This is a genomic window from Saliphagus infecundisoli, from assembly GCF_020177375.1.
GTDB classification, from domain to species: domain Archaea; phylum Halobacteriota; class Halobacteria; order Halobacteriales; family Natrialbaceae; genus Saliphagus; species Saliphagus infecundisoli.
The window spans coordinates 547,141-571,697 of sequence record NZ_JAIWHV010000001.1 but is presented as its reverse complement, the minus strand read 5'-3'; the positions used below and the strand labels follow the sequence as shown (position 1 = coordinate 571,697).

Here is a 24,557-nt window from a genome sequence, read left to right as displayed (position 1 = left end):
GTGAATCGTCGTATGGATCACGAACCATCGGTCGCCGTCTGCGTTCCCGTCTACAACGATCCCGAGGGAGTACGGACGACGGTCGAGTCGCTGCGCCCCCAGACCGACGACCGGGGAGCGCCTCTCTGCGTCGTCGACAACGCCTCGACGGACGAGACCCCGGACGTGATCCGCCGGTACGCCTCCGAGGGGTCGGTCACACACCTCCGCGAGGACCGCATCCAGTCGTCGTACGCGGCCCGAAACGCCGCCGTCCGGAACACCGAAAGCGAGGTGCTCGCGTTCGTCGACGCCGATATGACGGTGCCCGAGGGCTGGCTCGAATCGGCGCTCGCTACGTTCCGGTCTGCGGACGCCGACTACATGGGCTGTACCGTCGAACTCACGCTCCCGGAAACCCCCTCGCTCGTGGCCCGCTACGACCACCATACGGGGTTCCCGGTCGAGCAGTACGTCGAACGTCAGGGGTTCGCCCCGACCTGCTGTCTGTTCGTCCGCCGAGAGGTGTTCGAGGACGTCGGCCTCTTCGACCACCGGCTGATCTCCGGGGGCGACAAGGAGTTCGGAAACCGGGTCCACGACGCAGGCTACGAGATGCACTTCGCGAGCGACGTCACGATGTTCCACCCCGTCCGGGACTCCCTTCCAGCCCTCGTACGGAAGGACTTCCGCGTCGGCCGCGGGCTCTGTCAGCTCCAGCGCTACCATCCCGAGCGCTACGGTACCCCGGGCGTTCCGCCCCGACCGACGGGCGTCAAGTCACCGGATCGGAGTCTGCCCCTCGAGGACCGCCTGGCCTTCGGCGCGCTCGCGAAGGCGATGGTCGGCGTCAGGGGACTGGGCTACGGTCGGGAGTACCTCGCCGCCCGCCGGGACTCGGGGGAGGGCTCGCGGTCCGGGCCGCCCGAACTCGACTCCCGTTAGTCCTCGCCGACGAGCGAGTCGCTCGCCCGGAGGAGCCCGTACAGGTAGCCGAAGCCGACCGCCGCCGTGAACACGAGGATCGCGACCAGCTGTTTTAGCTTCGGGACCGTGGGCTCCTCCAGGAGGTCCCGGACACGCATCGGGACGAACCGGCCAAGGAGCTGGCGGAGGTAGTCACCCTTGTCGCCGGCGGCCTGGGGGAGCAGGAGGTCCATGATCCGTTTGGAGTACCCCTGCCAGAACGAGCGGGCGACGAGCCAGCGGAAGTCCCCACGATACGGAAAGAGGGTGTGGTTGACCCTCGCGTGCGTGTTGTAGATCACGCCCCGGCCGGTCGCCTCCCGGAGCCGGATACAGACCGGGGCCTCGTGGGCCTGGATGTGACGGTCGCCCTTCCGTCCGGTGTTGCCGTCGTAGCCGCCGACGGCGAGGAAGGCCTCGCGCCGAAAGGAGATGTTCGAGCCGTAGGTGTTGCGAAGTTCCTCCATGTGCTCGCCCATCCCGCGTTCGTCACAGCCGACGAGCCAGTAGAACTCCGCGGGGAAGAAGTCGGGTTTTCCCTCCACCCAGTCGGGGACGACCCGTCCGCCGACGGCGACGGTCCCCTCGTCGTACACCCGGGCGAGTTCGGCGATCCAGTCGGGTTCTGCGACCGCGTCGTCGTCGATGAAGGCGACGACCTCCCCGGAGGCGAGTTCGGCGCCCCGCGTCCGGCTGTAGGAGACGCCGCGGGTCTCCTCGTTCCGGTGGATCGAGAGTCCCTCGCGCCCGCCGAACTCCTCGCGGGCGCGCTCGTAGACCGCCTCGTTGCCGTCGACGACGACGATCACCTCGAGGGGCTCGTACGTCTGGGCGAGCACGCTCTCGAGGCAGTCGGCGAAGACGTCGTAGCGCTCCATCGTGTGCGTACAGACGACGACGGAGACTTCCATCGACTGGCGATTGCCAGAGGGCAGGAATAAGCGTTTCCGTCGGCGTATGGGAAGACTTATTCTCGGCGTGGGGCTGTGTGGCCCCAATGGGTGGCGACGCCGACCGCACGGACGGGCGATCCGTCCGTGCGGGGATCGTGGACGTGCTCGAGGAGTATCCGCTGATCGTCGTCGCGCTCGCGATGGGCTTCATGTTTCGCTCGCGGGCTCGCTCGTACGAACGGTTCCTGACGAACGACGGCGAGCCCGCTCTCGCGGGGATCGATCCGTGGTACCACTGGCGGACGGTGCAGTGGACCGCCGAACACTACCCGCATACGATGCCGTTCGAGGTCTGGACCGGCTTTCCCACCGGCCGGTACGTCGGCCAGTTCGGGACGCTGTTCGACCAGATCATCGTCACCGTCGCGATGGTCGCCGGGCTGGGCGATCCCTCGACGGAGACGCTGTATCTCGTCTCGTTGCTGATCGTTCCCGCGATGGCCGCGCTCACGGCCGTCCCGATCTACTTCGTCGGGCGCCGGCTGGGCGGACGACTCGGCGGCGTCGTCTCGGTGCTCCTGCTCGCGCTCTTTTCGGGCGAGTTCTTCCGGCGGACGACGGCCGGCCAGCTCGACCACACCGCAGGCGAGGTGCTGTTCATGGCCGTCGCGGTGCTCGCGCTGATGGTCGCCCTCGGGGTGGCCGAACGCCACAAGCCCGTCTACGAGCAGCTCCTGGATCGGGACTGGCGGGGGCTCAGGACCCCGACCCTCTACGCGGTCGCCGCCGGGATCGCCCTGACGTGCTACATCTGGGTCTGGCCCTCCGGGATCGTCCTGATCGGGATCGTCGGGGTCTTCTTCGGCATCCATCTCGTCGTGGACTACGTTCGCGGCGTCTCCCCCGACCACGTCGCCTTCGTCGGCGTCGTCGCGCTCGGGACCGCCGCCGTCGGGACGCTGGCGCTGCTCGAAGAGCCCGGAACGAGCATCACGAGCTTCGGCTACCTCCAGCCGATCACCGCCGCGCTGGTCGCCGCCGGATCGGTCTTCCTCGCCGCTCTCGCCCGCGGCTGGGACCGTCGGGGGATCGACCGGCGGCTCTACCCGGTCGCCGTCGCGGGGCTGGCCGCCGCGGGGCTGGCCGCGCTCGCGGTCGTCCTCCCCGACGTCTACGAGACGCTCGTGAGCAACCTCACGAGTCGGCTGCTCCCGATCGATCCCTCGACGGGCACGCTGACGATCTCGGAGGCCCAGCCCCCCGAGAACTTCCGCCAGCGATCGGTCGAGGAGTTCGGAACGGCGTTTTACACCATGTTCGCGGGGCTGGCGCTCCTGCTCGCCCGGCCGCTGACCGGACGGCCCTACCGCGCGGAGTACACCCTCGTGATCGTCTGGGCCGCGTTCCTGACGAGCATGGCGATGACCCAGGTCCGCTTTTTCTACTACTTCGCCCTGCCCGTCGCGGCGGGCAACGCCGTCCTCGTCGCCGACGTCGCTCGCCTGGTCCGCGTCGAGTTCGACGCCGACCCCCGGGAGACCCTCTCGTCGATCGAGACCTACCAGGCAATCGCTGTCGTGCTCGTGGTCGTCCTGCTGTTCGCGCCGATCGCGCTGCCGCTCGCGGACACGACGGCCTGGGAGGCCGGCGACCACACCGGCCCCCACTCCGACGCGATGGTCTGGGACGGCGCAAACGAGTGGCTCCAGGGCAACAGCCCCGAGCCCGGCAACTACGGCGGCGCCGGCAACGCCGACGAACTCGAGTACTACGGCGTCTACGACCGCCCCGCCGACGGCGACTTCGACTACCCGGAGGGCGCCTACGGCGTGATGTCGTGGTGGGACTACGGCCACCTGATAACCGTCCAGGGCGAGCGGATCCCCCACGCGAACCCCTTCCAGCAGAACGCGCGCTCGGCTGCCGCCTTCCTGACCGCCCAGTCCGAACGCCGCGGCGAGGCGGTTCTGGACGGGATCTCCGCGGGCGAGCCGGTCGTCGACCGACCGACGGAGGAACTCGAGTCCGTGGAGGCGGGCGACGAGGAGATGCGGTACGTGATGATCGACGACGAGATGGCCGGCGGGAAGTTCGGCCCGATCACCCGGTGGGCGGGCCCGAGCTACGGGAGCTACTTCGGCCAGGGCGAGTACACCGTCGACGGCGAGGAGCGGTTGCTCGCGGCGCCCGACGACTACTACGACACGATGCTCGCCTCGCTGTATCTCGATGACGCGAGCGGCCTCGAAGGCTACCGGCTGGTCTACGAGAACAATGACTACGCCGTCTGGAGTACGGCCTACGAGGGCTCGACGTACTTCGACTCCGAACGGTTCGACAACCTCCGGCTCATGGACGGCACGCCGCTTTCGGGCGAGTGGAACGCCCAGACCCGCTCGTTCTACGACCGGTACGCCACGGCCCGTGTGGCCGGCGAACCCACCAATTTCGGGATCGAGTCCCACGTCGTCTCCTCGGTGAAGACCTTCGAGCGCGTCGAGGGCGCGACCCTTACGGGATCGGTCGACGACGCCCCGGCGAACGCGACAGCCTACGCGACGGTCGAACTCGAGACCGGCCCGGGCCGAAACTTCACCTACACCCAGCAGGCGGAGGTCGAGAACGGGTCGTTCGAGCTGACGGTCCCCTACGCGACGACCGACGAACTCGGTACCGAAGACGGCTACACGAACAGCAACGTCGAGGCGACCGGCGACTACGAGGTCTTCGTCGGCACCGCGGGCGAGAACGGGAGCGTCGAGCAGGCCTACGTCGGGGAGACCGCCGTTCCCGAGACCGCCGTCGTCGAGGGCGAGGGGATCGACGTCGAACTCGAGGCGGGCGGCGAGACGGTCCCCGATCCGACCGCGGAGACGACGGCCGACGGCGAGCCGGTCGGCGTGAGCGTGGACGACGGGAACGAGAGCGGCGACGGGGAGAACGACTCCGCGGACGACACCGCCGACCTCCGGCTGCCGGCGAGGGCGCGGTAGCCCACGCACGACCCGGTGTCGGAACCGCCGCCGCGCGCGCGACGTTCTCCGACAGGCGGGATTGGTACGAAGGGGTTCAGATTGACGGACTTTCCAGCCGTCGGATCCATCGGAGATGTCGAACGGCAAGAGTACACAGCGAGGGCTCCAGACCGGCGATATCCCCCCAAATCATTATACGGAAAGAGCAAGTAAATCCGATAACCCGGTGACGAATCGTCTTCTCTATGCCTACAATTATTAAATAATCCCTCTGGAACTTTTAGATAAGTTGATTACCAAAGGAAATTATTGTTAGAGTGCGATGGAAGCAAAAGACGACCTCAAGGCGTACATCGAATCGAACCCCCGAATGATCGGCGCGCTGTTCACCGTGATGCTGCTGCTCAGCCAGGCTGGATCGGTGGCAGCAGGAGCTGTCTCTTCAAATCCCGGTCCGTGAAGATCAGCCAGATGATAGGTAGTTGAAGCCGGTTGCCTGCTACAGGAAATCAATCGAAGTAAGGTTCTCGTTCCAGATCAACTCGTTGCCGTGTAAGATTGGGACGTCTATCCACAGAAGATACTCGCTGAGCCTCGGATGCTCTATAGTCCCAAGTTCCATATCGCATGGAGTCAGGCGTTTTTCGATATTTGATTCAATATTTGGGCTGCTGACTGTTCCGACGGGGAGTTCTTTGGTGGGATAAGTCCGAAGGACAACATCGTAGACATCACCTTGCTCTTCTATCTTGACGACAGTAGGCGCTCCTCCGTCGGTCTGAGCAATATCGGTAGATCCATCCCCGACGATCAAGTACCGATTACCCAAAACTGTTGTCTCCCGTGCAAGTTCAAGGGCCGCACGAAGCGGGAATCCCAAATTCAGCAACCGAGCGATGGTCTCGCCCATCTCCACGGCGCCTTCGTTGGCGACGTCGGCGAGGGTGGCGACGCCGCCGAAGGCGCCGCGCTCGGCCATCGCGTACCCCTGCTCGTAGGAGCGACAGGCGTTGAGGAAGAAGACGCCGAGGTCGATCGAGGGGAGCGTCCGAACGTCGAGTTCGCCGTCGGAACACCGGAGGCCGTTGGGGGTCGCGTGGCCGATGTAGTGGAGGAAGTCGTAGCCGCCGTCGGTCAAGAGATCGGCGAGTTCGTCGGTCGTCACGCCGAACTCCGAGTGGACGTCGAAGGGGAGGGTCTCGCGCGCGCCGTAGGTATCGTCCAGGACGTCATGTTCCTCGATCATCCGCGCGTCGTTGCAGACCAGCAGGATCTCGATCGAGCGGTTGCGCTCGCCGCGCTCGAGCTGGCTTCGAAACGCCTCGATGGTCCCCTTCGAGGCGCCACGGGGGACCTGCGAGCCGAACCAGGCGTGTTCGATCGACTCGCCGGTGACGTCGGGTTCGACGAGGTCGAGCCCGTCGTCCTCCCCGGGCGTGAACACCGGCGCGCGGGCGGTGCCCGCAGAGCGGAGGAGCTGGGCCTCCCCGGCGGGCCGGTCTGCGACCGACTCGACGCGCTGTCCGCTTGGCTCCCGGACGATCCCCAGTTCGTTGACCACGAACGGGAGGACCTCGATGCCCTCCGGAATCGAGGGGACGTGGGCGGTCAGCGACCAGCGGGGGACGTACGGCTCCAGCAGGTCGACGGGAACGTCGAGGTAGCGATCGAGCCGTTCGGTAAGCGACGCGCGATACGTCTCACTGAGCGAGAAGGGGAGCCGCCCGTCGAGGGCCGAGCGTTCGTAGAGGTCGTACTGGAAGAGCCCGTTCATGCGGACGAGACAGTCGAGCAGGAAGACGTGTTTGAGCGTCCGGGCGACGTCGTCCTCGAGGGAGATCCCGACGCCGAGCTCGTAGCGGTCGCGGTCGGTGACGATCGCGGGATCGCCGCCGGGCCGGACGTCGGCGCCGAGGTAGAACGCGAGGGGTGCGACGGTGTAGACGTTCCGGTGGGTCGCGGGCACCTCGATCGTCACCGGCGTCTCGATCGGCTCGATCGGGTCGGGGACGTCGAGTTCGGGCCCGCGCTCGATCAGCGGAGGGTGGCCCCGAAGGGTCGGCCAGGACCGCTCGGGGGAGGTCGTCTTGAGCGCCGAGGAAAACGCGGAGACCGCGCTCATCATCGACTCGGGGTCGTCGGGCGTGGTGATCGTCCCGTGGGGGTTCTCATGGAGCGAGCGCGCGCCGATCTCGACGTCGGTCGGCTCGGAGAACTCGAGACGGATCGAGTTGATCCCGGCCTCGAGCCGGGCGTCGCCGGCAACCCGACAGTAGACCTTGATCGGCCCACCCAGGCCGACGAACTGCTCGTCGGCCCCGAGATGGATCGTCTCGCCGGCCTTCAACCCCTTCTCCCACCGGCCGTCGCCGTCGTGGACGTCGACGGAGTACTTCTGGTCGAAGACGACGGACTCCGTCTCGATCGCACAGGCCGTGTCAACCGGGAAACAGAACTCCGTCTCCGGGATCGGCCGGGGCGTGGCCGGTTCCGGCGTTCGGATGTGCAGTCGCCGTTGCTCGATCGGATCGTACATCTCGAGCCCTGCGGGCTCCGTCGTGCCGTCGAATTCGATCACCATGCCACCGGTCCTTGTTACCCCCCGATACCGTTCGGACCACCAAAAACTATCCGCCGCCGGGAGATACATACCAGTTTCGGTTAACGACCGGGCGGGGACAAGTGAGCCGGCGCGAGAGCCGTTCGTACGACGCCGACCGCGAGGGTTTAGGCCCGAGCGACCGAACCCGGGGCAAATGGCTTCGGACCCGCCGCTCGTCCTCGACATCGACGGCACGCTCACCCGCCCCGAGGGGTTCGGGATCGACCCCCGGATCTTCGACCCCCTCCTCGAATGGGACGCGCCGGTCGTGCTCGCAACCGGGAAGGCCTTTCCCTACCCGATCGCGCTCTGTCACTTCCTGGCGATTCCCGAGATCGCCGTCGCCGAGAACGGCGGCGTCGTCTACACCGGCGAGGAGGTGACCGTCACGGCAGACCGAGCGGCCGCCCAGGCCGTCCTCGAGGAGTACCGGGAGGCGGGCTACGCCGCCGGCTGGGGCGGCGACGACACGATCAACCGCTGGCGGGCGACCGAGGTGGCGATCAACCGCGACCAGCCCCGCGACCCCCTGGAGGCGATCGCCGCCGACTACGGCCTCGAGGTGATCGACACCGGCTACGCCTACCACGTCAAGGATCCCACGGTGACGAAAGGCCAGGGGTTGCTCGCGCTCGGGGAGGCCGCGGGTATCGAGGTCGCGGAGGCGGTCGCGGTCGGCGACTCGATCAACGACGTCTCGACGTTCGAGGTCGTCTCCCGGAGCTTCGCGGTCGCAAACGCCGACGCTGACGCCCGCGAGGCGGCCGACGAGGTCCTCGAGGAGACACACGCCGACGGCACCCTCGCCGTCGTAGAGCGCGTTCGCGCGAGCGGGGAGTGAACCCGGGGACGACTATCGGGGGACGAACTCGACGGCGGTGTCCTCGCCGATCCGCGATCCGCTCTCGACGCGCTCGATCCGGAGGACGACCTCTGCCCTCGAGCCACAGCCCCGGCTCACGAACTCCGGCCACTCCTCGCCCGCGGCGACCCGCCCCTCGTGGGCCCGCCGGAGGTATCGCCGGTAGCTCGGCTCGCCGAGGGCGTCCCCGATCCCGTCGGCCGCGGGGCCGTAGGAGACGACGACCGTCGCCGCCACCCCGTCGCGGTCGCTCATCGCGTTCCCTTCGCGACCGACCGAGAAACGCCTTCTGCCGGCACGGCCGGCGGACTACCGGTTGTTGTTCAGGTTGCGCTCGTGTTCCTCCAGTGCGTGTTCCTCGAGTTCGCGTTCGGAGTCGAGGACGTCGCCACAGACAGGGCACTCGTGGTTTCCGGGCATGAGCGGTCGTTGGCCTGCCGGGCGCAAAAAACGGCTGCCCTCGCACGAAAGCCGGGCCCGAAAGAGAGTGGAGACGACGACGCGTCGGCCTCACGCGGAACGCTTTTGCGCCGAGCGCGCCGACCCCCGGTATGGCATCGACCGCGGTCGCCCTCGTCGGCTTCGCGGCGTCGGTGGCGCTCTTCTGGTACGTCCGGCGGGACGCGAAGAAGAAGGGCGTCCCCCGACCGCTGCTGTGGGCCGTCGTCGCCGGCGGGACCGCCGCCGCCGGCGTCTCGCTGTACGCGTTCGTCCCCACCGCACCGACGACCGGCGTGATCATGACGGGCAACACCGGGCTCGTCCTCTACGGCTTTGAGCGGGAGGTCGTCCTCGAGGATGAAGGCCCGGCCGAGCCGGGAGAGCTCCCCGGCGGCCCCGGCTCGAACGGGGAGTGACGGCGAGCGACGGCGACCACACCACACGCCTTTTGTCGGCGCCGGTGCAAGCGGGTCCAATGAGCGACTCCGCCGACCGCGATGCCGGGTCGGGAGCCGGCCCGGACACCGACGGCGGCCAGGACGGGCCGGCCCAGGTCTCGAGCCCGGACTACCACAGCGAGAACCACACCGCGGCCCAGACCTGTGGCTGGACGGCGAACGCCCTCCGGGGCGAGGGAAAGTGCTACAAGAACATCTGGTACGGTATCGAGTCCCACCGCTGCATCCAGATGACCCCCGTCGTGCGCTGTAACGAGCGCTGTGTCTTCTGCTGGCGCGATCACAACGGCCACGCCTACGAACTCGACGGCGTGGAGTGGGACGACCCCGAAGCCGTCGTCGACGCCTCCCTCGAACTCCAGAAGAAGCTGCTGTCGGGTTTCGGGGGCAACGACGAGGTCCCCCGCGAGGTCTTCGAGGAGTCGATGGAACCCCGCCACGTCGCGATCAGCCTCGACGGCGAGCCCTCGCTGTATCCCCATCTACCGGAGCTGATCGAGGCGTTCCACGACCGGGGGATCACTACCTTCCTCGTGTCGAACGGCACCCGTCCGGAGATGCTCGCCGAGTGCGATCCCACCCAGTTGTACGTCAGCGTCGACGCCCCCGAGCGCCACACCTTCGACGACGTGGTCGGCGCGATGGAGGAGGACGCCTGGGAGAAGCTGATCGACACGATGGACGTTCTCGCCGCGAAGGACGAAACTCGGACCGTCCTCCGGACGACGCTTGTGGACGGCGAGAACATGCACAGCCCCGACTGGTACGCCGGCTTCTATCGCCGGGCGAAACCGGATTTCGTCGAGCTGAAGGCGTACATGCACGTCGGCCACTCCCGGGGCCGTCTCGACCGGTCGTCGATGCCCGACCACGAGGACGTCGTCGCCTTCGCCGAGGAGGTCGGCGAGCACATGCCCGACCACGACGAGGTGAAGGAAGTCCCCGCGTCCCGGGTCGCCCTGCTCTCGAAGACCGCCGACACCTGGGTTCCGAAGCTGAAGAAGGGAAGCGAGTTCTGGGCCGAGTAGCGTCCCATAATCGGTACGCTCCCCACATCCGGTACGCTTATGCCACGCCCGCTCGAAGCCGCGGCCATGAACGCGACCGCGGCGGCCGCCGTCGGCCCCGACGAGCTCGCCGTCCTCAAGCTCCTCGCGCTCGACGGCGGGCTCGCCGGCGACGTCAAGACCTCCTGTTCGGAGCTGGCCTCCCGCCTCGACGCCTCCAACCAGACCGCCTCCCGGCGTCTCCAGCGCCTGGAGGGCGCCGACCTGATCGACCGCGACACCGTAAGCGACGGCCAGTGGGTCGCGATCACCGAGAGCGGCGAACGGAGCCTCAGAAGCGAATACGAGGCCTACCGGCGGATCTTCGAGCGCGACCCCGAGCTCGAACTCGAGGGGGTCGTCACGAGCGGGATGGGCGAGGGCCGCCACTACATCTCGCTGCCGGGCTACCAGGAGCAGTTCGAGGAGAAACTGGGCTACGAGCCGTTTCCCGGCACGCTAAACGTCGATCTCGAGAGCGAGAGCGTCCGCCGGCGGAGCGCAGAGAGCGGGCTCGACCCGGTCCCGATCGAGGGCTGGGAGGACGACGAGCGGACGTACGGCCCCGCGGTCTGCCGGCCGGCGCGCGTCGAAACCGCCGGCGGCGAGGCCTACGAGGGCGCCCACACGATCGCCCCCGAGCGAACCCACCACGACGACGACCAGCTCGAACTCATCGCCCCCGCGAAGCTCCGCGAGGAACTCGATCTCGCCGACGGCGACCGTCTCACGATCCGCGTCGGGGCCGAGCCATGACCCGACGCCACCGGCAGGTCGGCGAGGGCGAACACGAGGGGGGCGACCCGCTCGCGGCCGCCCTCGAGGCGTTCGCCGCGGGCGAGCCCGTCTGCGTCCACGACGCCGAAGACCGGGAGGGCGAGACCGACCTGATCTACCCCGCGGGCGCGACCACCCCCGAGGCCGTCGCCCGGATGCGAAACGATGCCGGCGGGCTGATCTGTGTCGCCCTCTCGGATGCCGTCGCGGACGCCTTCGAGCTCCCGTTCTACGGCGAGACGGTGGATCACCCCGCGACCGAGGGCCACGACGTCGCCTACGACGACCGCTCGTCCTTTTCGCTGACGGTCAACCACCGCGACACCTACACCGGGATCACCGACACGGATCGGTCGCTGACGATCCGGGCGCTCGGCGAGGCCGCGAGCGCCCCTCGAGAGACCGAGTTCGCGAGCGAGTTCCGCGCCCCCGGCCACGTCCACTTGCTGCGGGCGGCCCGCGGCGGGCTCTCCGAACGCGAGGGCCACACCGAACTCGGGATCGCCCTCGCCGAGGCCGCCGACCTTTCGCCCGCGGTCGTTGTCTGCGAGATGCTCGACGACCAGACCGGCGGCGCCCTCGCGCCCGCCGACGCCCGCGCGTACGCCGACCGCCACGGGTTGGTCTATCTCGAGGGGCGAACGATCGCCGACCGACTGGGATAGACGGGCCGTTCTCGCCCGCGAGCTCGCGAGTCCTCCGTAGCGACCTCCACGGGGACCGGTCCCGCAATCATAAAGAGGACCTCCCCGAACCGTTAGAGCATGGGATTCGAGGAGATGGACGTCGACACGATCTGGATGGACGGCGAGTTCGTGCCCTGGGACGAGGCCCAAATCCACGTCCTCACCCACGGGCTCCACTACGGCACGGGGGTCTTCGAGGGCGCGCGCTGTTACGACACCGCCGACGGCCCCGCGCTCTTCCGGTGGGAAGAGCATATAGAACGGCTGTTCCAGTCGGCCAAACCCTACGAGATGGAGATCGATCACGACCTCGAGGAACTCACCGAGGCCACGACCGAACTCATCGAGCGCCAGGACCTCGCATCCTGTTACGTCCGCCCGATCGCCTTCTACGGCTACGAGAGCCTGGGTGTGAGCCCGGGCGACTGCCCGACCCGGACCGCGATCGCGGTCTGGCCCTGGGGCGCCTACCTCGGCGAGGAGGCGTTGGAGGAGGGGATCGAGGTGATGGTCTCATCCTGGCGCAAACACGCCTCGAGCCAGATCCCGACGAACGCCAAGACCACCGGCCTCTACGTCAACAGCATGCTCGCGGGCGAGGAGGCCCGCCGGAACGGCTACGCCGAGGCGATCGTGCTCAACAAGGAGGGCAACGTCGCGGAAGGCCCCGGCGAGAACCTCTTTCTCGTCCGCGACGACACCATCTACACCCCCGGGCTCTCGGAGTCGATCCTCGACGGCATCACCCGCGATTCGGTGATCGAAATCGCCCGCGAGCTGGGGTACACCGTCTCCGACACCGCCTCGCTCTCGCGGGGCGAGCTCAACACCGCCGACGAACTCTTCTTTACGGGTTCGGCGGCGGAGGTCACCCCGATCCGGAAGGTCGACAACGTCGTCATCGGCGAGGGTACCCGCGGCCCGGTCACCGAGGAGATCCAGCAGCGGTTCTTCGAGATCGTCGAGGGCGAGGCCGAGGGGTACGACGACTGGTTCACGTACGTCTGAGACGACCGGCCGTCACGTTCGGGTGCTGCCTCCGCCTCCGTCGTCGCCGGGATCGGTGCTCTCGCCGGCGTCGATCGTTCCCTCGCGTACCGCGCCGTCGGCGACGGCCGCGGCCGACTCCCGGTCGTCGACGACGTCGATCGGGACGCCGGCGTCCATCCCGCCGTGTCTGTCGGCGTCGCCGAAGCCCGCCGAGAGGATCCGGGTGAGCGCGTCCTCGACGTCCTCGTCGATCTCCATGAGTCGGTCGGGCTCGACCTCGATGACGTAGCCAGTGGTGATGTTCGGCGAGGTCGGCAGGAAGAGCACTTCGCGGTCGTCGTCGGTCGTCTTTCCCGTCCGGAAGGCGGTCATCCGCAGCCCCTCCCAGACCTCGAGCTTGACCGGTTCCTGCAGCGAGTCCTGTTCGCCGAAGGCGGTCTCGGCGGCCATCTTCGAGGCGTTGTAGACGACCCGCAGCCCCGGCACCCGGTTTGCGACGTCGTCGACCATCCGCTCGGCCAGCCCGCCGACGGTCGTCCGCATCAGGTAGCCGATCGAGAGCGTGAGCGCGGCGAAGACGACGAGAACCGTCGTGACCCGGACGAACTGGGCGAGCTGTCGGCGGGTCTGGGCCGCCTGGTCGCCGCTGCCGGGGACCAACCACTGGAGGGCCTCGGCATCGAGGATGACCGCGGGCGTGAAGCCGGCGACGAAGCCGTAGAGCCAGAAGAGGAGGTACAGCGAGACGAGGATCGGGCCGAGAACGACGAGCCCGCTCGCGAAATCCCGCTTCCACGAGGACATCTATGTCGTCAGCCTCACGCCACGGGATTATGAGCGCTTCCCTTCTACCGGCCGAGGATCGCCCGCAGGGCAAAGCGGAGGTTCCCCGTCTTCTCGGCAAGCCGCCGGTAGAAATAGGAGAGCCACCGGTCGCCGTAAGGGACGTACTGGTAGACGGGGTAGTCGGCGGCGAGGTCGTACTGGGCCTCCTCGCGGACGCCCATCAGCATCTGGATCTCGAAGGGCGTGCCGTGGGTTGCGTGGAGATCGGTCGCGTGCTCGATCATCGCGGGGTCGTGGCTGCCGACGGCGATCCCCCCCTCGTACTGCTCGAACGCGTACGAGAGCAGTTCCTCGTACGATCGGTCGATCGCCTCGCCGTCGGTGTAGGCGATCTCGGCGGGTTCATCGTAGGCACCCTTGACGAACCGGACCTTCCCCGGAACCCCCGCGAGGCGTTCGACGTCCTCGCGGGTCCGCCGGAGGTTCGCCTGGACGCAGACGCCGACCCCGCCGTCGTGTTCGCGCGCGAGGTCCTCGAAGGCGTCGAGCGTCGCGTCGGTCGTCGTGTGATCCTCCATGTCGATCCAGACGAAGACGCCCCGATCGGCGGCGCGGGCGACGACGTCCTCGAGATGGGTTCGAAAGAGCGATTCCCCGAGATCGAGACCGAGCTGTGAGGGCTTGATCGAGATGCAGGCGTCGAGGCCGCCGTCGGCGATGTCGCCGACGAGCCGGCGGTAGGCCGCGGCGTCTTCCGCCGCGGGTTCGGGCTCGTCGTAGTGTTCCCCGAGGCGGTTCAGGATGGCGCCGACGTCCCGGTCGTTTAGCTCGCGGGTCCGTTGGAGCGCGGTCGCGGGCGACTCGCCGGCGACGAACCGGCTCGCGATCGGCGGGAGCATACCGGAGCGTTCGGACGCCTGTTATAAGGGCGTTGTCGGATCGGGCCGCCGTCGCCGGACCCGGGATTTTAGCCGGAGTGGACCCTATCGCCGCCCATGACTCGCCGGATCCTCCTCGCGGTCGACGGCTCCGAGCCCTCGATCGCCGCCGTCGAATACGCCTTCGAGGTCTTTCCCGACGCCGAACTGACGGCGATCCACGTCGTCGACGAACTCGAGGCCCACTACGGGGGCGAACGCGCCGACGGCGACCCCGAGTTCTTCGAACCGATCGCGGATCTCGCCGCCGACCACGGAACCGAGATCGGGACCCGCGTCGCTTCGGGAACGCCCGCCGAAACGATCGTCGCCGCCGCCGAGGAGATGGACGAGATCGTGATCGGGAGCGCGGGCCGATCCGGGGTTTCTCGGATGCTGCTCGGGAGCGTCGCCGAGGCGGTCGCCCGTGGCTCGCCGGTGCCGGTAACGATCGTCGGCCCCTCGCGGTGAGTCCGGCGGCCGTACCCGATTCGAGACGGTCGCGCTCCCGGCTCGTGACGGTCGGTACGGGAGGAGTCGGGAACTCGATCCCCGAACCGCCGGGGTTATGGCGCAGATCCCGGTGGGCAGGCGACGAAGACGACGCCGAGCAACAGCGCCGAGAGGACGCCCCGGGAGCCATGGAGGTAGACCCACTGGGCGAGCGCCTCGAGGCGGCCATCTTCGCCGATCGTCGGATCGGGTTGTGACGCCGGAACATCGTCGTCTCCCCCGCCGGTCATCGGGTGTTGGTCGGGAGCCCCGTCGTTAGTAGCTCCGGCCTTCGTCAGCGGGGACCCCTCGCGGAGAGCCGAGCGTTCGTGGCCACGACGACGGTCGCGGCCGACGAACCCGGTTGGGGCGTGATCGGGAACTCACGCGGCTCGAGCGGTGATGCGGTGTCCGGATAAGCGTCGATCCGATCCGCGCTCGGAACTCGAGTTCGTTACCTGGTAGTTCACGAACTGAACGCGTACGGAGACCGTTCCCGGCGTGTCCGCCGTGATTCGGCGCTGTAGTGCCGCCGAGAGCTGTGGGTTCTCCCCGGTCGTCCGGTGGCCGACGACGACGGTGACGCTATCGGTGCCCTCGCTGTTCCGGGGGTAGAGGGAGTCCCCGCTGTAATCGGTCTGGACGTCGATGAGCTCGAGGTGGCGATACTCCTCCTCGGTGAGCACGTCGTCGACGTTGTGGTTGACAGTCTCGACGAGGATCAGGTACTGGATCGTGCTCACGACCGACGCGACGAGAACGACGAGAACGACGCCAGCCAGAATCGCGTATGCGGTCGACCGGAGATCGAATCGGAGGTGATCCCGGAGCCGGCTCGAGGAGGACGAGCGATAGCCGAACAGGGTGAGGGCGACGAACGCGGAGACGTTGATCAGGAGAACGTTCATCACCAGGAGGACGAGTGCACCGACCGCGAGCGACGGTTTCGCCCAGACGATACCGAGCCCGATGGCCGCAGCAGCCGGAACGATCGCCGCGGCGACCGCGACGCCGGCGAGCGAGACGTCGAGATCGGTCGCGAGCGCGAGCGCGCCTGCGGCCCCGGCGAAGATCGCGATGACGAACGTGAGCACGATCGGGATCGAGAAGGCGTTGACCTGCGAGATGTTCTCGATGGCGAGTCGGGGCGGAACGAGATACCCCCATCTGAAGACGGCCGCTGCAGCGGTCGCACTCCCGATCGCGACGCCGAGACCGAGGAGCTGGGATTTGAAGCTATCGAGGACCGATCTGTGGTCCCCGATCACCATTCCGACGCTCGCCGAGAGGGAGGACCCGGCGAACGGCGAGATCACCATCGCACCGACGATGACGATGGCCGAATCGAGGACGAGTCCGGCGGCCGCGACGATGGCGCTGAGCGCGGCGAACGTGACGAACAGCGTCCGGCTGGGCGTGACTTCCCTCGCGTTCGTCCGCAACGTCGCGTGTGAGAGCCCGACTTCGTCGTCGGGTCCCTGGGTGTACTGGCTCTCGAGTTCGTCGAACGCCGGAGTGGTCGCCGATTGGATGTCGGTGATGACGGTAAACGCGTCCTCGTCGAGCCCGTCCCGCCGGAGCCGGTCTAACACCTTCTCGACTGCACCGTCGGGAAGCGGGAAGTAGGCGATAACCCCGTCGCCGTCGCCGCCTTCATCGGCGATGACGTACTCGATGTTCTCCTCGTCGAACGTGTCGAGAACGCGTTCTTTCACCTCCGTTGCGATCCGGATCTGTACGAGGCGCATGCCGCCTCCTTGTCCCATGAATCGAATAAACTCACGGCTTCCCCAACGACATCGAATCACGATACCGGCCCGCCTCTCCCGTCTCGAATCCCTGGCCCGATCGTTCGAGTCGTGACAGTATCCAGTTAGATTCCGGCGCGGGCCGATCAGTGTGCAAGCGAGTGCGTTTTTCTCCCGTAGTATGAACTGACGGTATGGAGGTACTGGAGCCGCTGAGGGACCGTCCGACCACGAGCGAGGCGCTGCTCTCGACGGGGCGGACGCTGAGTCTTCTCGTACTTCTCGTCTTGCTGGCCTGGGCGACGGGACAGCCGTTCCTGTTTCCGAGCCTCGGCCCCTCGGCGTACGCACTGGCCGTGACCCCGTCGGCGGCCACGAGCCAGTGGCAGCGGACGATCGGCGGCCACCTGTTCGGCGTGATCGGCGGGCTGATCGCCTACCATACGATCGCCCCCGGCCTCACGGTCACCGACCTCCCGCCGGCGTTTTCGATGCCGGGACTGCAACTGACCGGTGCGGGGTTCGTCGCCGTCGGACTGACGACCGCCGCGATGCTTCGAACCGATCTGCGCCACGCTCCGGCGTGTGCGACCACGCTCATCGTCGGCCTGGGGCTACTGACCAGTCTGCTGGACGCGGCGATCATCATGTTCGCCATCTCCGCTCTCGCCGTCGCCGATCACGTGCTTCCGACGACGGGAGTCGACGAGCCGCCACAGTGAACCGCTGGGGCCCGGTCCCGCGAGGATCACTCCTCGCCGTCCCGGCGCTCGAACGGCCGGTCCCGAAACTCCTTGCCGGGCAGCATCGGCCCGGTCGAGGCGGTCCGGCGCGTGATCGTCGCGGTCCGGAGGATGTACGACGCCATCAGCGCGAGCGGCGAGACGATGACCGTGAGCAACGCACAGACGACGACCGGGAGGCGATCGACGGCGATCGCGGGGCCGCCGACGTCGGCGTACAGAAAGCCGATCAGCAGCGCCGAGAGGATCGCCGGCACCCCACAGAGGATCGTCAGCTGGGAGAAACGGGTGAGTTCGCGCTGGAGGTACGTCGTCTTGAACTGCTCGCGGGCGACGCCGAAGCGCTCTACGGCCTCGACCAGGTCGTCGAACGCCTCGATACTTCCCCGGTTGAGCTCCTCCTCGTGTCGGTTCCGAAGGCGTCTTGCGAGGTAGAACTGCCAGGCGTCGTCGTAGCGGACCGAGGCCGAAAGCGCCTCGAACGTGTCCGAACGGGCGCCGTCGATGCGTCGGTCGATCCGGTCGGTACTCTCCCGGACATAGTCGGCGTACTCCCCGACCGCCTCCCGGACCTCCTCGTTCTCCTGGCCCTCCACGCTCTCCGCGAGCGTTCCCGCCCTGGCGTGGATCGTCTCGAGGAGGAGCTTGAGCAGGCGCGCCGGGGCGGTCGGGCTCGCCGGGACCTCGGCGGCCGCTTCGACCTCGCGACGGAGGTCCATGACGCCCTCAAGCCGCTCGCGGGCCTCGCCGACGGCCGAGAACTCCCGCGAGAGGATGAGCTGGTTGATCGAGACGACGAGCGTCACGAGCGAGAACGTCCCTGCGACCATCCCGCTCGCCGCTCGGGTGATCGAGTTGTCGTTAGTAAAGGCGATCACGTCGAGGGCGTTCAGTCCGAGAAAGAGAACGAAGATCGCCGCTGAGAGCATCGCCGCGAGGACCAGCCGGTCCCCGTCGAGCAGGATCCAGTCCCGGAGCCTGGCGACCACACCCGGCTCCCCCTCATCGAGGGCATACGGGTTCCCGTCACCGGGTTCGACGTCGCTCATGTCCTCCCGTTTCGCGTACGGAGTAAAAACGTCCCGCGTTGCGCAGTCGGTTCGCGCCCTCGGAGCCCGGCGGCTCCGCCCCCGGGGAGCGGATTCAAGGATCACACTGAAATGGAGCCGCCTCCTCCGGACGACCATGACCGGAACCGCCGTCCGTACGAGGGATCGCTCCCGATGACGCCCGCGACGAGCCGTCGCCGCCTGCTTGCCGCCGTCGGCGCCGGAACCGCGACCGCTCTCGCCGGCTGTAGCGACGGCGGCGGGGACCCGACCTACGAGGACGGCGAGATCGACGCCGACGGCGAGGGCCGCTCCGTCGAGGAGCTGATCGCCGCCGAGGGGGTCGCGATCACCAGCCCCCACCAGTCGGCGACCGCCCTCGAGGCGATCAAGCTCCGCGAGCACGAGTTCGTCCTCGAGGACGGCTACCTCGGCTCGACGGTCCAGGGCGTCGTCGAGAATACCGGCGACCCGATCGACATCGCCGAGGTCCGGGTCCGGGTGTACGACGACGCCGGCGACTACCTCGGCTGGTATCTCGCCCGGGCCGGCGACCTGGACGGCGGCGAGCGCTGGTCGTTCACGGTCGTCGTCCTCCAGGCCCCCACTGCCATCGCGAGCTACGACATCGCCGCCCTCGGAACGCCGTCGTAACCGGACGACGGCCACCGCGGCTACCGGCCGCTTTAAGAGGGGACCGTCCGTTCGGCCCGCCATGACCGTACTCGAGACGATCGCCGTCGCCGTCTGGGCGATGCTTCCCGCCTACGTCCCCAACAACGCGGCGGTGCTCGCCGGCGGCGGGCGCCCGATCGACGGCGGGCGGACCTGGGGCGGGCGGCGGATCTTGGGCGACGGGAAGAGCTGGCGAGGGACCGCCGTCGGCACCGCCGCCGGCGCCCTCCTCGCCGTCGCCCTGAACGCCGTCGCCGGCGACGTCGGGGCCGCTCTCGGCGCCGACCTGCCGACGTTTCCCCCCGCAGTGATCCTCGCGCTTCCGTTCGGCGCGATGCTCGGCGACGTCCTCGCCTCCTTTCTCAAGCGCCGGACGGGCCGCGAGCGCGGGGCCGCCTTTCCCGGGCTCGATCAACTGGACTTCGTCGTCGTCTCCCTGTTGCTCGCCTTCCTCGCCGCCCCCGACTGGTTCGTGGAGACGTTCACCCTGCCGGTGCTTGCCGTGATCCTGGTCATCACGCCCCTGCTCCACGTCTCGACGAACGCCGTCGCCTATCGGTTGGGGCTGAAGGACGAACCCTGGTAATCGGGCCGCGCCAGCCTGGCTACGACGGGCGTGCTCCGGACCGTTTATCCCCGTCGGGCCCGCGCCTCCGAGCGATGACCGACATACTCGACGCACTCCGGGCGGCCGACGCCGTCCGCTACGGCGAGTTCGAGCTCTCCCACGGGGGCACCAGTGACTACTACGTCGACAAGTACCGCTTCGAGACCGATCCCGACTGCCTGCGTGCGATCGCCGACGCCTTCGCCGAGCGTGCTCGCGGGACGAAACTCGCGGGCGTCGCCCTGGGCGGCGTCCCCCTCGCGGCGGCCGCGAGCGTCGCCGGCGGCCTCCCCTACGTCATCGCGCGCAAACAGCGCAAGGAGTACGGCACGGGGAACGTAATCGAGGGCGACCTGGAAGCCGGCGAGGAGGTCGTCGTCGTCGAGGACGTCGTCACCACGGGAACGAGCCTGGTCGATGCCGTCGAGGCCCTCCGATCCGCGGGCGCAACCGTCGAGCGCGCCCTCGTCGTCGTCGACCGCGAGGAGGGTGGCCGCGAGGCCGTCGAGGACGCCGGCGTCGAGATGGAGGCGCTCGTGACCGCGAGCGACCTGCTCGACGCACAGTGAGGGCATCACAACGCTTTTATCCCGGTCGGAACTACCCGTAGCCACGATGGTAGGTGTCCGTTTTACAGGGGTCCGCGCCCGCTTCTAACCCACACCTACCCCGTCCCGTCTCTCTCGATCGACCAGCCGACGGCACGGGAAGCGACCGCGAGCGCGGGCCCGCGAACGGACCACCCTGACCACCCTACAGCCATGTCAGAACCAGATTCGGAGTCACGATCGGAGATCGCCGTCGTCCTGCCGGACGGCTCGGAGCTCGCCGTCGAGGCGGGCGCGACCGTCGAGGACTGCGCCTACGAGATCGGTCCCGGTCTCGGCAGCGACACCGTCGCGGGCAAACTCGACGGCGAGCTCGTCGCCAAAGAAGAGCCGGTGTACGACGGCGCCCGTCTCGAGATCGTCACCGAGGACAGCGAGGAGTACCTCCGGGTGATGCGCCACTCGGCGGCCCACTGTCTCGCCCAGGCCGTCGAACGCCAGTTCGACGACCCGAAGCTCGCCATCGGCCCACCGACCGACGACGGCTTCTACTACGACTTCGACGACCTCGACGTAGACGAAGACGACTTCGCCGCCCTCGAGGCCGAAATCGAGGAGATCGTCGCCGCCGATTACGAGATCGAACGCGAGGAGGTGTCGATCGAGGAAGCCCGCGACCGGCTCGCGGACGAACCCTACAAGCTCGAACTCCTCGAAGAGCTCGCCGAGGAGGGCGAGCAGGTCACGTTCTACGGCCAGGGCGAGTGGGCGGACCTCTGTGCGGGCCCCCACGTCGAATCGACCGGCGAGGTCGGCGTGGTAAAGCTCCTCGAGATCGCGGGCGCTTACTGGCGCGGCGACGAAGAGAATCCGATGCAAACCCGGATTTACGGGACCGCGTTCGAGAGCGAGACCGACCTCGAGGCGTTCCTCACGCGGATGGAGGAGGCCGAAGAGCGCGATCACCGCAAGATCGGCGCGGAGATGGACCTCTTCTCGATCCAGGACGTGACGGGGCCGGGACTCCCGCTCTATCACCCGGCCGGGAAGACCGTCCTGCGCGAACTCGAACGCTTCGTCGAGGAGCTCAACGAGGACGCGGGCTACGACTACGTCGAGACGCCCCACGTGTTCAAGACGGACCTCTGGCACAAGTCGGGCCACTACGAGAACTACGTCGACGACATGTTCGTCTTCGACGTCGACGACGACGAGTTCGGCCTCAAACCCATGAACTGTCCCGGACACGCCGCGATCTTCCAGGACCACTCCTGGAGCTACCGGGACCTCCCGATCCGCTATGCAGAAAACGGCAAAGTGTATCGCAAGGAACAGCGCGGCGAGCTTTCGGGACTCTCGCGGACCTGGGCGTTCACGATCGATGACGGCCACCTCTTTCTCACCCCCGAGGGGATCGAACGCGAGGTCGAGGCGATCATGGACGTGATCATCGAGGTCCTGGAGACGTTCGACCTCGACTACGGGATGGCGCTTGCGACCCGCCCCGAGAAGTCCGTCGGCGGCGACGAGATCTGGGAGCGCGCCGAGGACCAACTCGAGAGCGTCCTCGAGAAGCGAAACTACGACTACGACGTAGAGGAGGGCGACGGCGCATTCTACGGCCCGAAGATCGACTTCGAGTTCGAGGACGCCATCGGCCGGGGGTGGGATGGCCCCACCGTCCAACTCGACTTCAACATGCCCGACCGCTTCGATCTCTCCTACGTCGGCGAGGACAACGAGGAACACGAGCCGGTGATGATCCACCGCGCGCTGTATGGCTCCTACGAGCGCTTCTTCATGATGCTCATCGAGCACTACGAGGGCCGGTTCCCGCTCTGGCTCGCGCCCGAACAGGTCCGGGTGTTGCCGATCAGCGACGACAACCTCGGCTACGCCCACCGCGTCGCAAACGAGTTCGAGGGCTTCCGGATCGAGGTCGACGACCGGGACGCGACCCTCGAACGGAAGATCCGGGCGGCCCACGACGACCGGGTTCCCTACCAGATCATCGTCGGCGACGACGAGGAGGACGAGGGAACGATCTCGGTCCGGGACCGCTTCGAGGACCAGGAGTTCGACGTCGGAACCGGCGAGTTCCGCGAACATCTCGAGGCCGAACGCGCGGAGAAGCGGTCGGAGCCTGACTTCCTCGCCGATTAAACGGACGAGCGCGATCCAGCGAGTTCCCGGAACGTTTTCCGGCCGACGAATCGCGGCGTTTGCTCGGCATACCGCTCGTACGCTCTTCCATACTGCTCGCGGAGCCAGGGTTCCTCGGCGAGAGGGAGCGCGAGCCACCAGCCGAAGAGGGGGAGACAGACGGCGGCCACCAGGACCGAGTTCGCCACGACGGCGAAGCCGACGGTCGCGACGACGTAGGCGACGTACTGGGGGTTCCGCGAGTAGCGATACCAGCCGCCGGTCCGGAGGTCGCCCTCGAGTCCCGAGGTTTCGGAGACGCCGAGGTCGTAGCCCGCGGCCAGCGCGGCGGCCATCCCGCCGATGAAGAGGATGCCACCGGCGGCCACCACGGGGATCGGCAGGCCGAGCGAGCCCCAGTCTCCGATCGCCAGCGCGAACAGGGCGACGTTGACGACCTGGGAGAGCCCCCAGTGGGCGTAGAAGTACCAGCCCCGCTCGCCGGGCGGCCAAAGGTCGGCGACCCCGACGGCGCTGGCGACGATGGCGGACAGGTTGGCGACGACGAGGACGAGGGCGACGGCGAACGCGGCCGTCGTCAGCGACACGGACGCGAAACCATCTCCGATCATGTCCGATCGTCGGGTCGCGGGAGGCCTGGAGCTTCTCGCGGACTCACTAGATCATTTATAACAAAGCGCGGTCAGGAACCGCCATGAAGTATCTCGACGTCCACCTCTCGCAACCGGAGCAGATGCTCCACCCGATGCAGCGGTTCATTCGCGAGCGGGAGGTCGTCCGCCGCGAGGAGCTCGTCGCCTGGAACGTCGCCGGCAGGGAGGGAGTGGAGTACGAGCTGTTCTACACGGAGGCCGACCTCGACCCCTACCGGGAGGCGATCGAGGGCGTCGAGTCGGTCCGGTGGTACGACCTGACGCCGATCGACGACGACGCGTTCTACGTCTACGTCTGCCAGGAGACCCGCACGGAGGACGTCCGGTGGCGCGGGGCGTTTGCCGCCCTGAACCTGCTGGTCGTCCCGCCGATCGTCTACGACGCGAACGCGGACTTCTCGATGACCGTCGTCGGCTCGGGTACGGACCTCCAGGCGATGATGGAGGGCCTCCCCGACGAGATCGGCGTCACGGTCCGGACGATCGGGGAGTACGACGCCCGGTCGGCGCCGATCGGGGGCGAGCTCACGGACCGCCAGCTCGAGGCGCTCTCGGCGGGAGCCGACCTCGGCTACTTCGAGGTCCCCCGCGAGGCGGGCGTCGAGGACGTGGCCGACGAGCTGGGTTGTGCCCCGAGTACGGCCGCGACCCTGCTCCAGAAGGGACAAGCGCGGGTCGTCCGCCGGCTGGTCGAGCGGCGCGGGCACCGTTCGTGAGGCCACGAACGTGGCCATCCCCGGGACGCTCGCGATCGAAACCCACATGGCCGTGGAGAGGCCCAGAACGGGCATGAACAGAGCCGAGAAGGCCGTCCTCCAGTTGCGGGCCGTCGACGTGCTCTCCGTGCTGAAGGAGACGCGGACCTACGACGAGCTCGCAGCGGAGACCGGCCTGCCGGCGGGGGATCTCAACAGATACGTTAACGGCCACGTCCTCCCGGGGGTAGACCGCGCAGAGCGGATCGTCGAGGACGTCGGCCGGGCCGCAATCGAGCGTGAACTCGAGGCCCGGATCCGGGTCGACGGCGAGGGTTACGTCGACAACTCGGGGGCCGTCTTCGACCAGCCCTTTTTGGACCTCGTCGCGCCCGTCGTCTCGACGGCATTCGAGTTCGACCGCCCGGACGTCGTGCTCACCGCGGCGACCGACGGGATCACGCTCGCGGCCTCGCTGGCGAGCGACGCCGGGGTCCGGTGTGCCTACGCGAAAAAAAGCAAGGAGACCGCCGTCGAGGAGTTCATCGAGGCCCGCAAGCGCCTCGAGTCGGGGATCGAACTCACCTACTACCTCCCCGCGGAGGCGATCGAGCCCGGCGATTCGGTGCTCGTCGTCGACGACCTCATCCGCTCGGGCGAGACCCAGGAGCTCCTCTTGGACATCGTCGGGAGCGCGGACGCCTCCGTCGCGGGCGTCTTTGCGCTGATCGCCGCCGGCGAGGAGGGGATCGAACGCGCCCGCGCGCGAACCGACGCGCCCGTCGGCGCGCTGACGAGGGTCTGAC

General features: G+C 68.0%; 26 protein-coding genes. 17 read left to right on the top strand and 9 right to left on the bottom strand.

The genetic code is table 11. The features are described 5' to 3' along the window. Positions 1–12: 12 nt before the first annotated feature. A complete protein-coding gene (locus tag LCF40_RS03170; protein ID WP_224827322.1) occupies positions 13–924 on the top strand; it encodes a glycosyltransferase family 2 protein in 912 nt (303 codons plus the stop codon). Here LCF40_RS03170 and aglG read toward each other — a convergent pair. Next, complete coding sequence (gene aglG / locus LCF40_RS03165) at positions 921–1,856, bottom strand: glucosyl-dolichyl phosphate glucuronosyltransferase (protein ID WP_224827321.1); 936 nt, start codon at positions 1,854–1,856, stop codon at positions 921–923. The genes LCF40_RS03170 and aglG overlap by 4 nt on opposite strands. 86 nt (positions 1,857–1,942) lie before the next feature. Between aglG and LCF40_RS03160 the strand changes: the two genes are divergently transcribed. Further along, positions 1,943–4,831 (top strand): oligosaccharyl transferase, archaeosortase A system-associated, encoded by a 2,889-nt coding sequence (locus LCF40_RS03160; protein WP_224827320.1) that lies wholly within the window; start codon positions 1,943–1,945, stop codon positions 4,829–4,831. A gap of 304 nt (positions 4,832–5,135) precedes the next feature. Beyond that, complete coding sequence (locus LCF40_RS03155; RefSeq protein WP_198667809.1) at positions 5,136–5,273, top strand: DUF7503 family protein; 138 nt, start codon at positions 5,136–5,138, stop codon at positions 5,271–5,273. A gap of 39 nt (positions 5,274–5,312) precedes the next feature. Here LCF40_RS03155 and LCF40_RS03150 read toward each other — a convergent pair whose 3' ends face one another. Next, positions 5,313–7,394, bottom strand: coding sequence for a hypothetical protein (locus LCF40_RS03150; RefSeq protein ID WP_224827319.1), 2,082 nt, complete (start codon positions 7,392–7,394; stop codon positions 5,313–5,315). A 175-nt stretch (positions 7,395–7,569) separates the two neighbouring features. On the opposite strand from LCF40_RS03150, the gene LCF40_RS03145 reads away from it, so the two are divergent. Further along, positions 7,570–8,256: an HAD-IIB family hydrolase gene (locus LCF40_RS03145; RefSeq protein ID WP_224827318.1), complete on the top strand. Its 687-nt coding sequence runs from the start codon at positions 7,570–7,572 to the stop codon at positions 8,254–8,256. A 12-nt stretch (positions 8,257–8,268) separates the two neighbouring features. Here the strand turns inward: LCF40_RS03145 and LCF40_RS03140 are convergent, their stop codons facing one another. Then, entirely contained in the window at positions 8,269–8,532 is a 264-nt protein-coding gene (locus LCF40_RS03140; protein WP_224827317.1) for a DUF7968 family protein, read from the bottom strand. A gap of 296 nt (positions 8,533–8,828) precedes the next feature. On the opposite strand from LCF40_RS03140, the gene LCF40_RS03135 reads away from it, so the two are divergent. From LCF40_RS03135 to LCF40_RS03115, 5 genes are all read left to right on the top strand, one after another. Continuing rightward, positions 8,829–9,134, top strand: a complete 306-nt coding sequence (locus LCF40_RS03135; protein WP_224827316.1) for a hypothetical protein — start codon at positions 8,829–8,831, stop codon at positions 9,132–9,134. A 59-nt stretch (positions 9,135–9,193) separates the two neighbouring features. Continuing rightward, positions 9,194–10,204, top strand: a complete 1,011-nt coding sequence (twy1, locus tag LCF40_RS03130; protein ID WP_224827315.1) for a 4-demethylwyosine synthase TYW1 — start codon at positions 9,194–9,196, stop codon at positions 10,202–10,204. Between the two features lie 66 nt (positions 10,205–10,270). Further along, a complete protein-coding gene (locus LCF40_RS03125) occupies positions 10,271–10,978 on the top strand; it encodes a CTP-dependent riboflavin kinase (RefSeq protein WP_224827314.1) in 708 nt (235 codons plus the stop codon). After that, a complete protein-coding gene (gene ribB / locus LCF40_RS03120) occupies positions 10,975–11,664 on the top strand; it encodes a 3,4-dihydroxy-2-butanone-4-phosphate synthase (RefSeq protein ID WP_224827313.1) in 690 nt (229 codons plus the stop codon). The genes LCF40_RS03125 and ribB overlap by 4 nt, the downstream gene beginning before the upstream one ends. A gap of 99 nt (positions 11,665–11,763) precedes the next feature. Further along, a complete protein-coding gene (locus LCF40_RS03115) occupies positions 11,764–12,693 on the top strand; it encodes a branched-chain amino acid transaminase (RefSeq protein WP_114575744.1) in 930 nt (309 codons plus the stop codon). A gap of 12 nt (positions 12,694–12,705) precedes the next feature. On the opposite strand, the gene LCF40_RS03110 is transcribed toward LCF40_RS03115, so the two are convergent. Both LCF40_RS03110 and LCF40_RS03105 read right to left on the bottom strand, forming a co-directional pair. Further along, entirely contained in the window at positions 12,706–13,479 is a 774-nt protein-coding gene (locus LCF40_RS03110) for a DUF502 domain-containing protein (protein WP_114575745.1), read from the bottom strand. A 44-nt stretch (positions 13,480–13,523) separates the two neighbouring features. Next, positions 13,524–14,360 (bottom strand): proline dehydrogenase family protein, encoded by an 837-nt coding sequence (locus LCF40_RS03105; RefSeq protein WP_224827312.1) that lies wholly within the window; start codon positions 14,358–14,360, stop codon positions 13,524–13,526. 96 nt (positions 14,361–14,456) lie between these two features. Between LCF40_RS03105 and LCF40_RS03100 the strand changes: the two genes are divergently transcribed. After that, on the top strand, positions 14,457–14,849 hold the full coding sequence (locus LCF40_RS03100; protein WP_224827311.1) for a universal stress protein: 393 nt from the start codon (positions 14,457–14,459) through the stop codon (positions 14,847–14,849). Positions 14,850–14,944: 95 nt separating this feature from the next. Here the strand turns inward: LCF40_RS03100 and LCF40_RS03095 are convergent, their stop codons facing one another. After that, complete coding sequence (locus tag LCF40_RS03095; RefSeq protein WP_224827310.1) at positions 14,945–15,121, bottom strand: hypothetical protein; 177 nt, start codon at positions 15,119–15,121, stop codon at positions 14,945–14,947. 132 nt (positions 15,122–15,253) lie between these two features. Beyond that, the gene (locus LCF40_RS03090) at positions 15,254–16,618 is read right to left on the bottom strand and encodes a TIGR00341 family protein (RefSeq protein WP_224827309.1); all 1,365 of its coding nucleotides are present in this window, start codon (positions 16,616–16,618) and stop codon (positions 15,254–15,256) included. Positions 16,619–16,812: 194 nt separating this feature from the next. On the opposite strand from LCF40_RS03090, the gene LCF40_RS03085 reads away from it, so the two are divergent. After that, complete coding sequence (locus tag LCF40_RS03085; RefSeq protein ID WP_224827308.1) at positions 16,813–17,340, top strand: HPP family protein; 528 nt, start codon at positions 16,813–16,815, stop codon at positions 17,338–17,340. Between the two features lie 26 nt (positions 17,341–17,366). Here the strand turns inward: LCF40_RS03085 and LCF40_RS03080 are convergent, their stop codons facing one another. Next, a complete protein-coding gene (locus LCF40_RS03080; protein WP_224827307.1) occupies positions 17,367–18,410 on the bottom strand; it encodes a DUF7972 family membrane protein in 1,044 nt (347 codons plus the stop codon). 174 nt (positions 18,411–18,584) lie between these two features. On the opposite strand from LCF40_RS03080, the gene LCF40_RS03075 reads away from it, so the two are divergent. From LCF40_RS03075 to thrS, 4 genes are all read left to right on the top strand, one after another. Continuing rightward, on the top strand, positions 18,585–19,064 hold the full coding sequence (locus tag LCF40_RS03075; protein ID WP_224827306.1) for an FxLYD domain-containing protein: 480 nt from the start codon (positions 18,585–18,587) through the stop codon (positions 19,062–19,064). 61 nt (positions 19,065–19,125) lie between these two features. Next, entirely contained in the window at positions 19,126–19,671 is a 546-nt protein-coding gene (locus tag LCF40_RS03070; protein ID WP_114575751.1) for a CDP-2,3-bis-(O-geranylgeranyl)-sn-glycerol synthase, read from the top strand. A 74-nt stretch (positions 19,672–19,745) separates the two neighbouring features. Then, complete coding sequence (gene pyrE / locus LCF40_RS03065) at positions 19,746–20,261, top strand: orotate phosphoribosyltransferase (protein ID WP_114575752.1); 516 nt, start codon at positions 19,746–19,748, stop codon at positions 20,259–20,261. 192 nt (positions 20,262–20,453) lie between these two features. Beyond that, positions 20,454–22,403, top strand: coding sequence for a threonine--tRNA ligase (gene thrS / locus LCF40_RS03060; protein ID WP_114575753.1), 1,950 nt, complete (start codon positions 20,454–20,456; stop codon positions 22,401–22,403). Here the strand turns inward: thrS and LCF40_RS03055 are convergent. Then, complete coding sequence (locus LCF40_RS03055; protein WP_224827305.1) at positions 22,400–23,014, bottom strand: methyltransferase family protein; 615 nt, start codon at positions 23,012–23,014, stop codon at positions 22,400–22,402. The two genes, thrS and LCF40_RS03055, sit on opposite strands and share 4 nt — an antisense overlap. An 83-nt stretch (positions 23,015–23,097) precedes the next feature. On the opposite strand from LCF40_RS03055, the gene LCF40_RS03050 reads away from it, so the two are divergent. Beyond that, positions 23,098–23,772, top strand: coding sequence for a helix-turn-helix domain-containing protein (locus LCF40_RS03050; RefSeq protein WP_224827304.1), 675 nt, complete (start codon positions 23,098–23,100; stop codon positions 23,770–23,772). 73 nt (positions 23,773–23,845) lie between these two features. Next, entirely contained in the window at positions 23,846–24,556 is a 711-nt protein-coding gene (locus LCF40_RS03045; protein WP_114575756.1) for a phosphoribosyltransferase family protein, read from the top strand. Position 24,557 lies beyond the last annotated feature (1 nt).

What these genes read in the sequence shown, in the direction of transcription:
- ribB (WP_224827313.1), top strand. Translation starts at nt 10,975, where the DNA reads ATGACCCGACGCCACCGGCAGGTCGGCGAGGGCGAACACGAGGGGGGC.
- LCF40_RS03045 (WP_114575756.1), top strand. Translation starts at nt 23,846, where the DNA reads ATGAACAGAGCCGAGAAGGCCGTCCTCCAGTTGCGGGCCGTCGACGTG.
- LCF40_RS03080 (WP_224827307.1), bottom strand. Translation starts at nt 18,410, where the DNA reads ATGAGCGACGTCGAACCCGGTGACGGGAACCCGTATGCCCTCGATGAG.
- LCF40_RS03055 (WP_224827305.1), bottom strand. Translation starts at nt 23,014, where the DNA reads ATGATCGGAGATGGTTTCGCGTCCGTGTCGCTGACGACGGCCGCGTTC.
- LCF40_RS03125 (WP_224827314.1), top strand. Translation starts at nt 10,271, where the DNA reads ATGAACGCGACCGCGGCGGCCGCCGTCGGCCCCGACGAGCTCGCCGTC.
- LCF40_RS03145 (WP_224827318.1), top strand. Translation starts at nt 7,570, where the DNA reads ATGGCTTCGGACCCGCCGCTCGTCCTCGACATCGACGGCACGCTCACC.
- LCF40_RS03090 (WP_224827309.1), bottom strand. Translation starts at nt 16,618, where the DNA reads ATGCGCCTCGTACAGATCCGGATCGCAACGGAGGTGAAAGAACGCGTT.
- LCF40_RS03110 (WP_114575745.1), bottom strand. Translation starts at nt 13,479, where the DNA reads ATGTCCTCGTGGAAGCGGGATTTCGCGAGCGGGCTCGTCGTTCTCGGC.
- LCF40_RS03135 (WP_224827316.1), top strand. Translation starts at nt 8,829, where the DNA reads ATGGCATCGACCGCGGTCGCCCTCGTCGGCTTCGCGGCGTCGGTGGCG.
- LCF40_RS03075 (WP_224827306.1), top strand. Translation starts at nt 18,585, where the DNA reads ATGACGCCCGCGACGAGCCGTCGCCGCCTGCTTGCCGCCGTCGGCGCC.
- LCF40_RS03115 (WP_114575744.1), top strand. Translation starts at nt 11,764, where the DNA reads ATGGGATTCGAGGAGATGGACGTCGACACGATCTGGATGGACGGCGAG.
- LCF40_RS03150 (WP_224827319.1), bottom strand. Translation starts at nt 7,394, where the DNA reads ATGGTGATCGAATTCGACGGCACGACGGAGCCCGCAGGGCTCGAGATG.
- thrS (WP_114575753.1), top strand. Translation starts at nt 20,454, where the DNA reads ATGTCAGAACCAGATTCGGAGTCACGATCGGAGATCGCCGTCGTCCTG.
- LCF40_RS03100 (WP_224827311.1), top strand. Translation starts at nt 14,457, where the DNA reads ATGACTCGCCGGATCCTCCTCGCGGTCGACGGCTCCGAGCCCTCGATC.
- LCF40_RS03155 (WP_198667809.1), top strand. Translation starts at nt 5,136, where the DNA reads ATGGAAGCAAAAGACGACCTCAAGGCGTACATCGAATCGAACCCCCGA.
- LCF40_RS03140 (WP_224827317.1), bottom strand. Translation starts at nt 8,532, where the DNA reads ATGAGCGACCGCGACGGGGTGGCGGCGACGGTCGTCGTCTCCTACGGC.
- LCF40_RS03085 (WP_224827308.1), top strand. Translation starts at nt 16,813, where the DNA reads ATGGAGGTACTGGAGCCGCTGAGGGACCGTCCGACCACGAGCGAGGCG.
- LCF40_RS03050 (WP_224827304.1), top strand. Translation starts at nt 23,098, where the DNA reads ATGAAGTATCTCGACGTCCACCTCTCGCAACCGGAGCAGATGCTCCAC.
- LCF40_RS03105 (WP_224827312.1), bottom strand. Translation starts at nt 14,360, where the DNA reads ATGCTCCCGCCGATCGCGAGCCGGTTCGTCGCCGGCGAGTCGCCCGCG.
- aglG (WP_224827321.1), bottom strand. Translation starts at nt 1,856, where the DNA reads ATGGAAGTCTCCGTCGTCGTCTGTACGCACACGATGGAGCGCTACGAC.
- LCF40_RS03160 (WP_224827320.1), top strand. Translation starts at nt 1,943, where the DNA reads ATGGGTGGCGACGCCGACCGCACGGACGGGCGATCCGTCCGTGCGGGG.
- LCF40_RS03170 (WP_224827322.1), top strand. Translation starts at nt 13, where the DNA reads ATGGATCACGAACCATCGGTCGCCGTCTGCGTTCCCGTCTACAACGAT.
- LCF40_RS03070 (WP_114575751.1), top strand. Translation starts at nt 19,126, where the DNA reads ATGACCGTACTCGAGACGATCGCCGTCGCCGTCTGGGCGATGCTTCCC.
- pyrE (WP_114575752.1), top strand. Translation starts at nt 19,746, where the DNA reads ATGACCGACATACTCGACGCACTCCGGGCGGCCGACGCCGTCCGCTAC.
- LCF40_RS03095 (WP_224827310.1), bottom strand. Translation starts at nt 15,121, where the DNA reads ATGACCGGCGGGGGAGACGACGATGTTCCGGCGTCACAACCCGATCCG.
- twy1 (WP_224827315.1), top strand. Translation starts at nt 9,194, where the DNA reads ATGAGCGACTCCGCCGACCGCGATGCCGGGTCGGGAGCCGGCCCGGAC.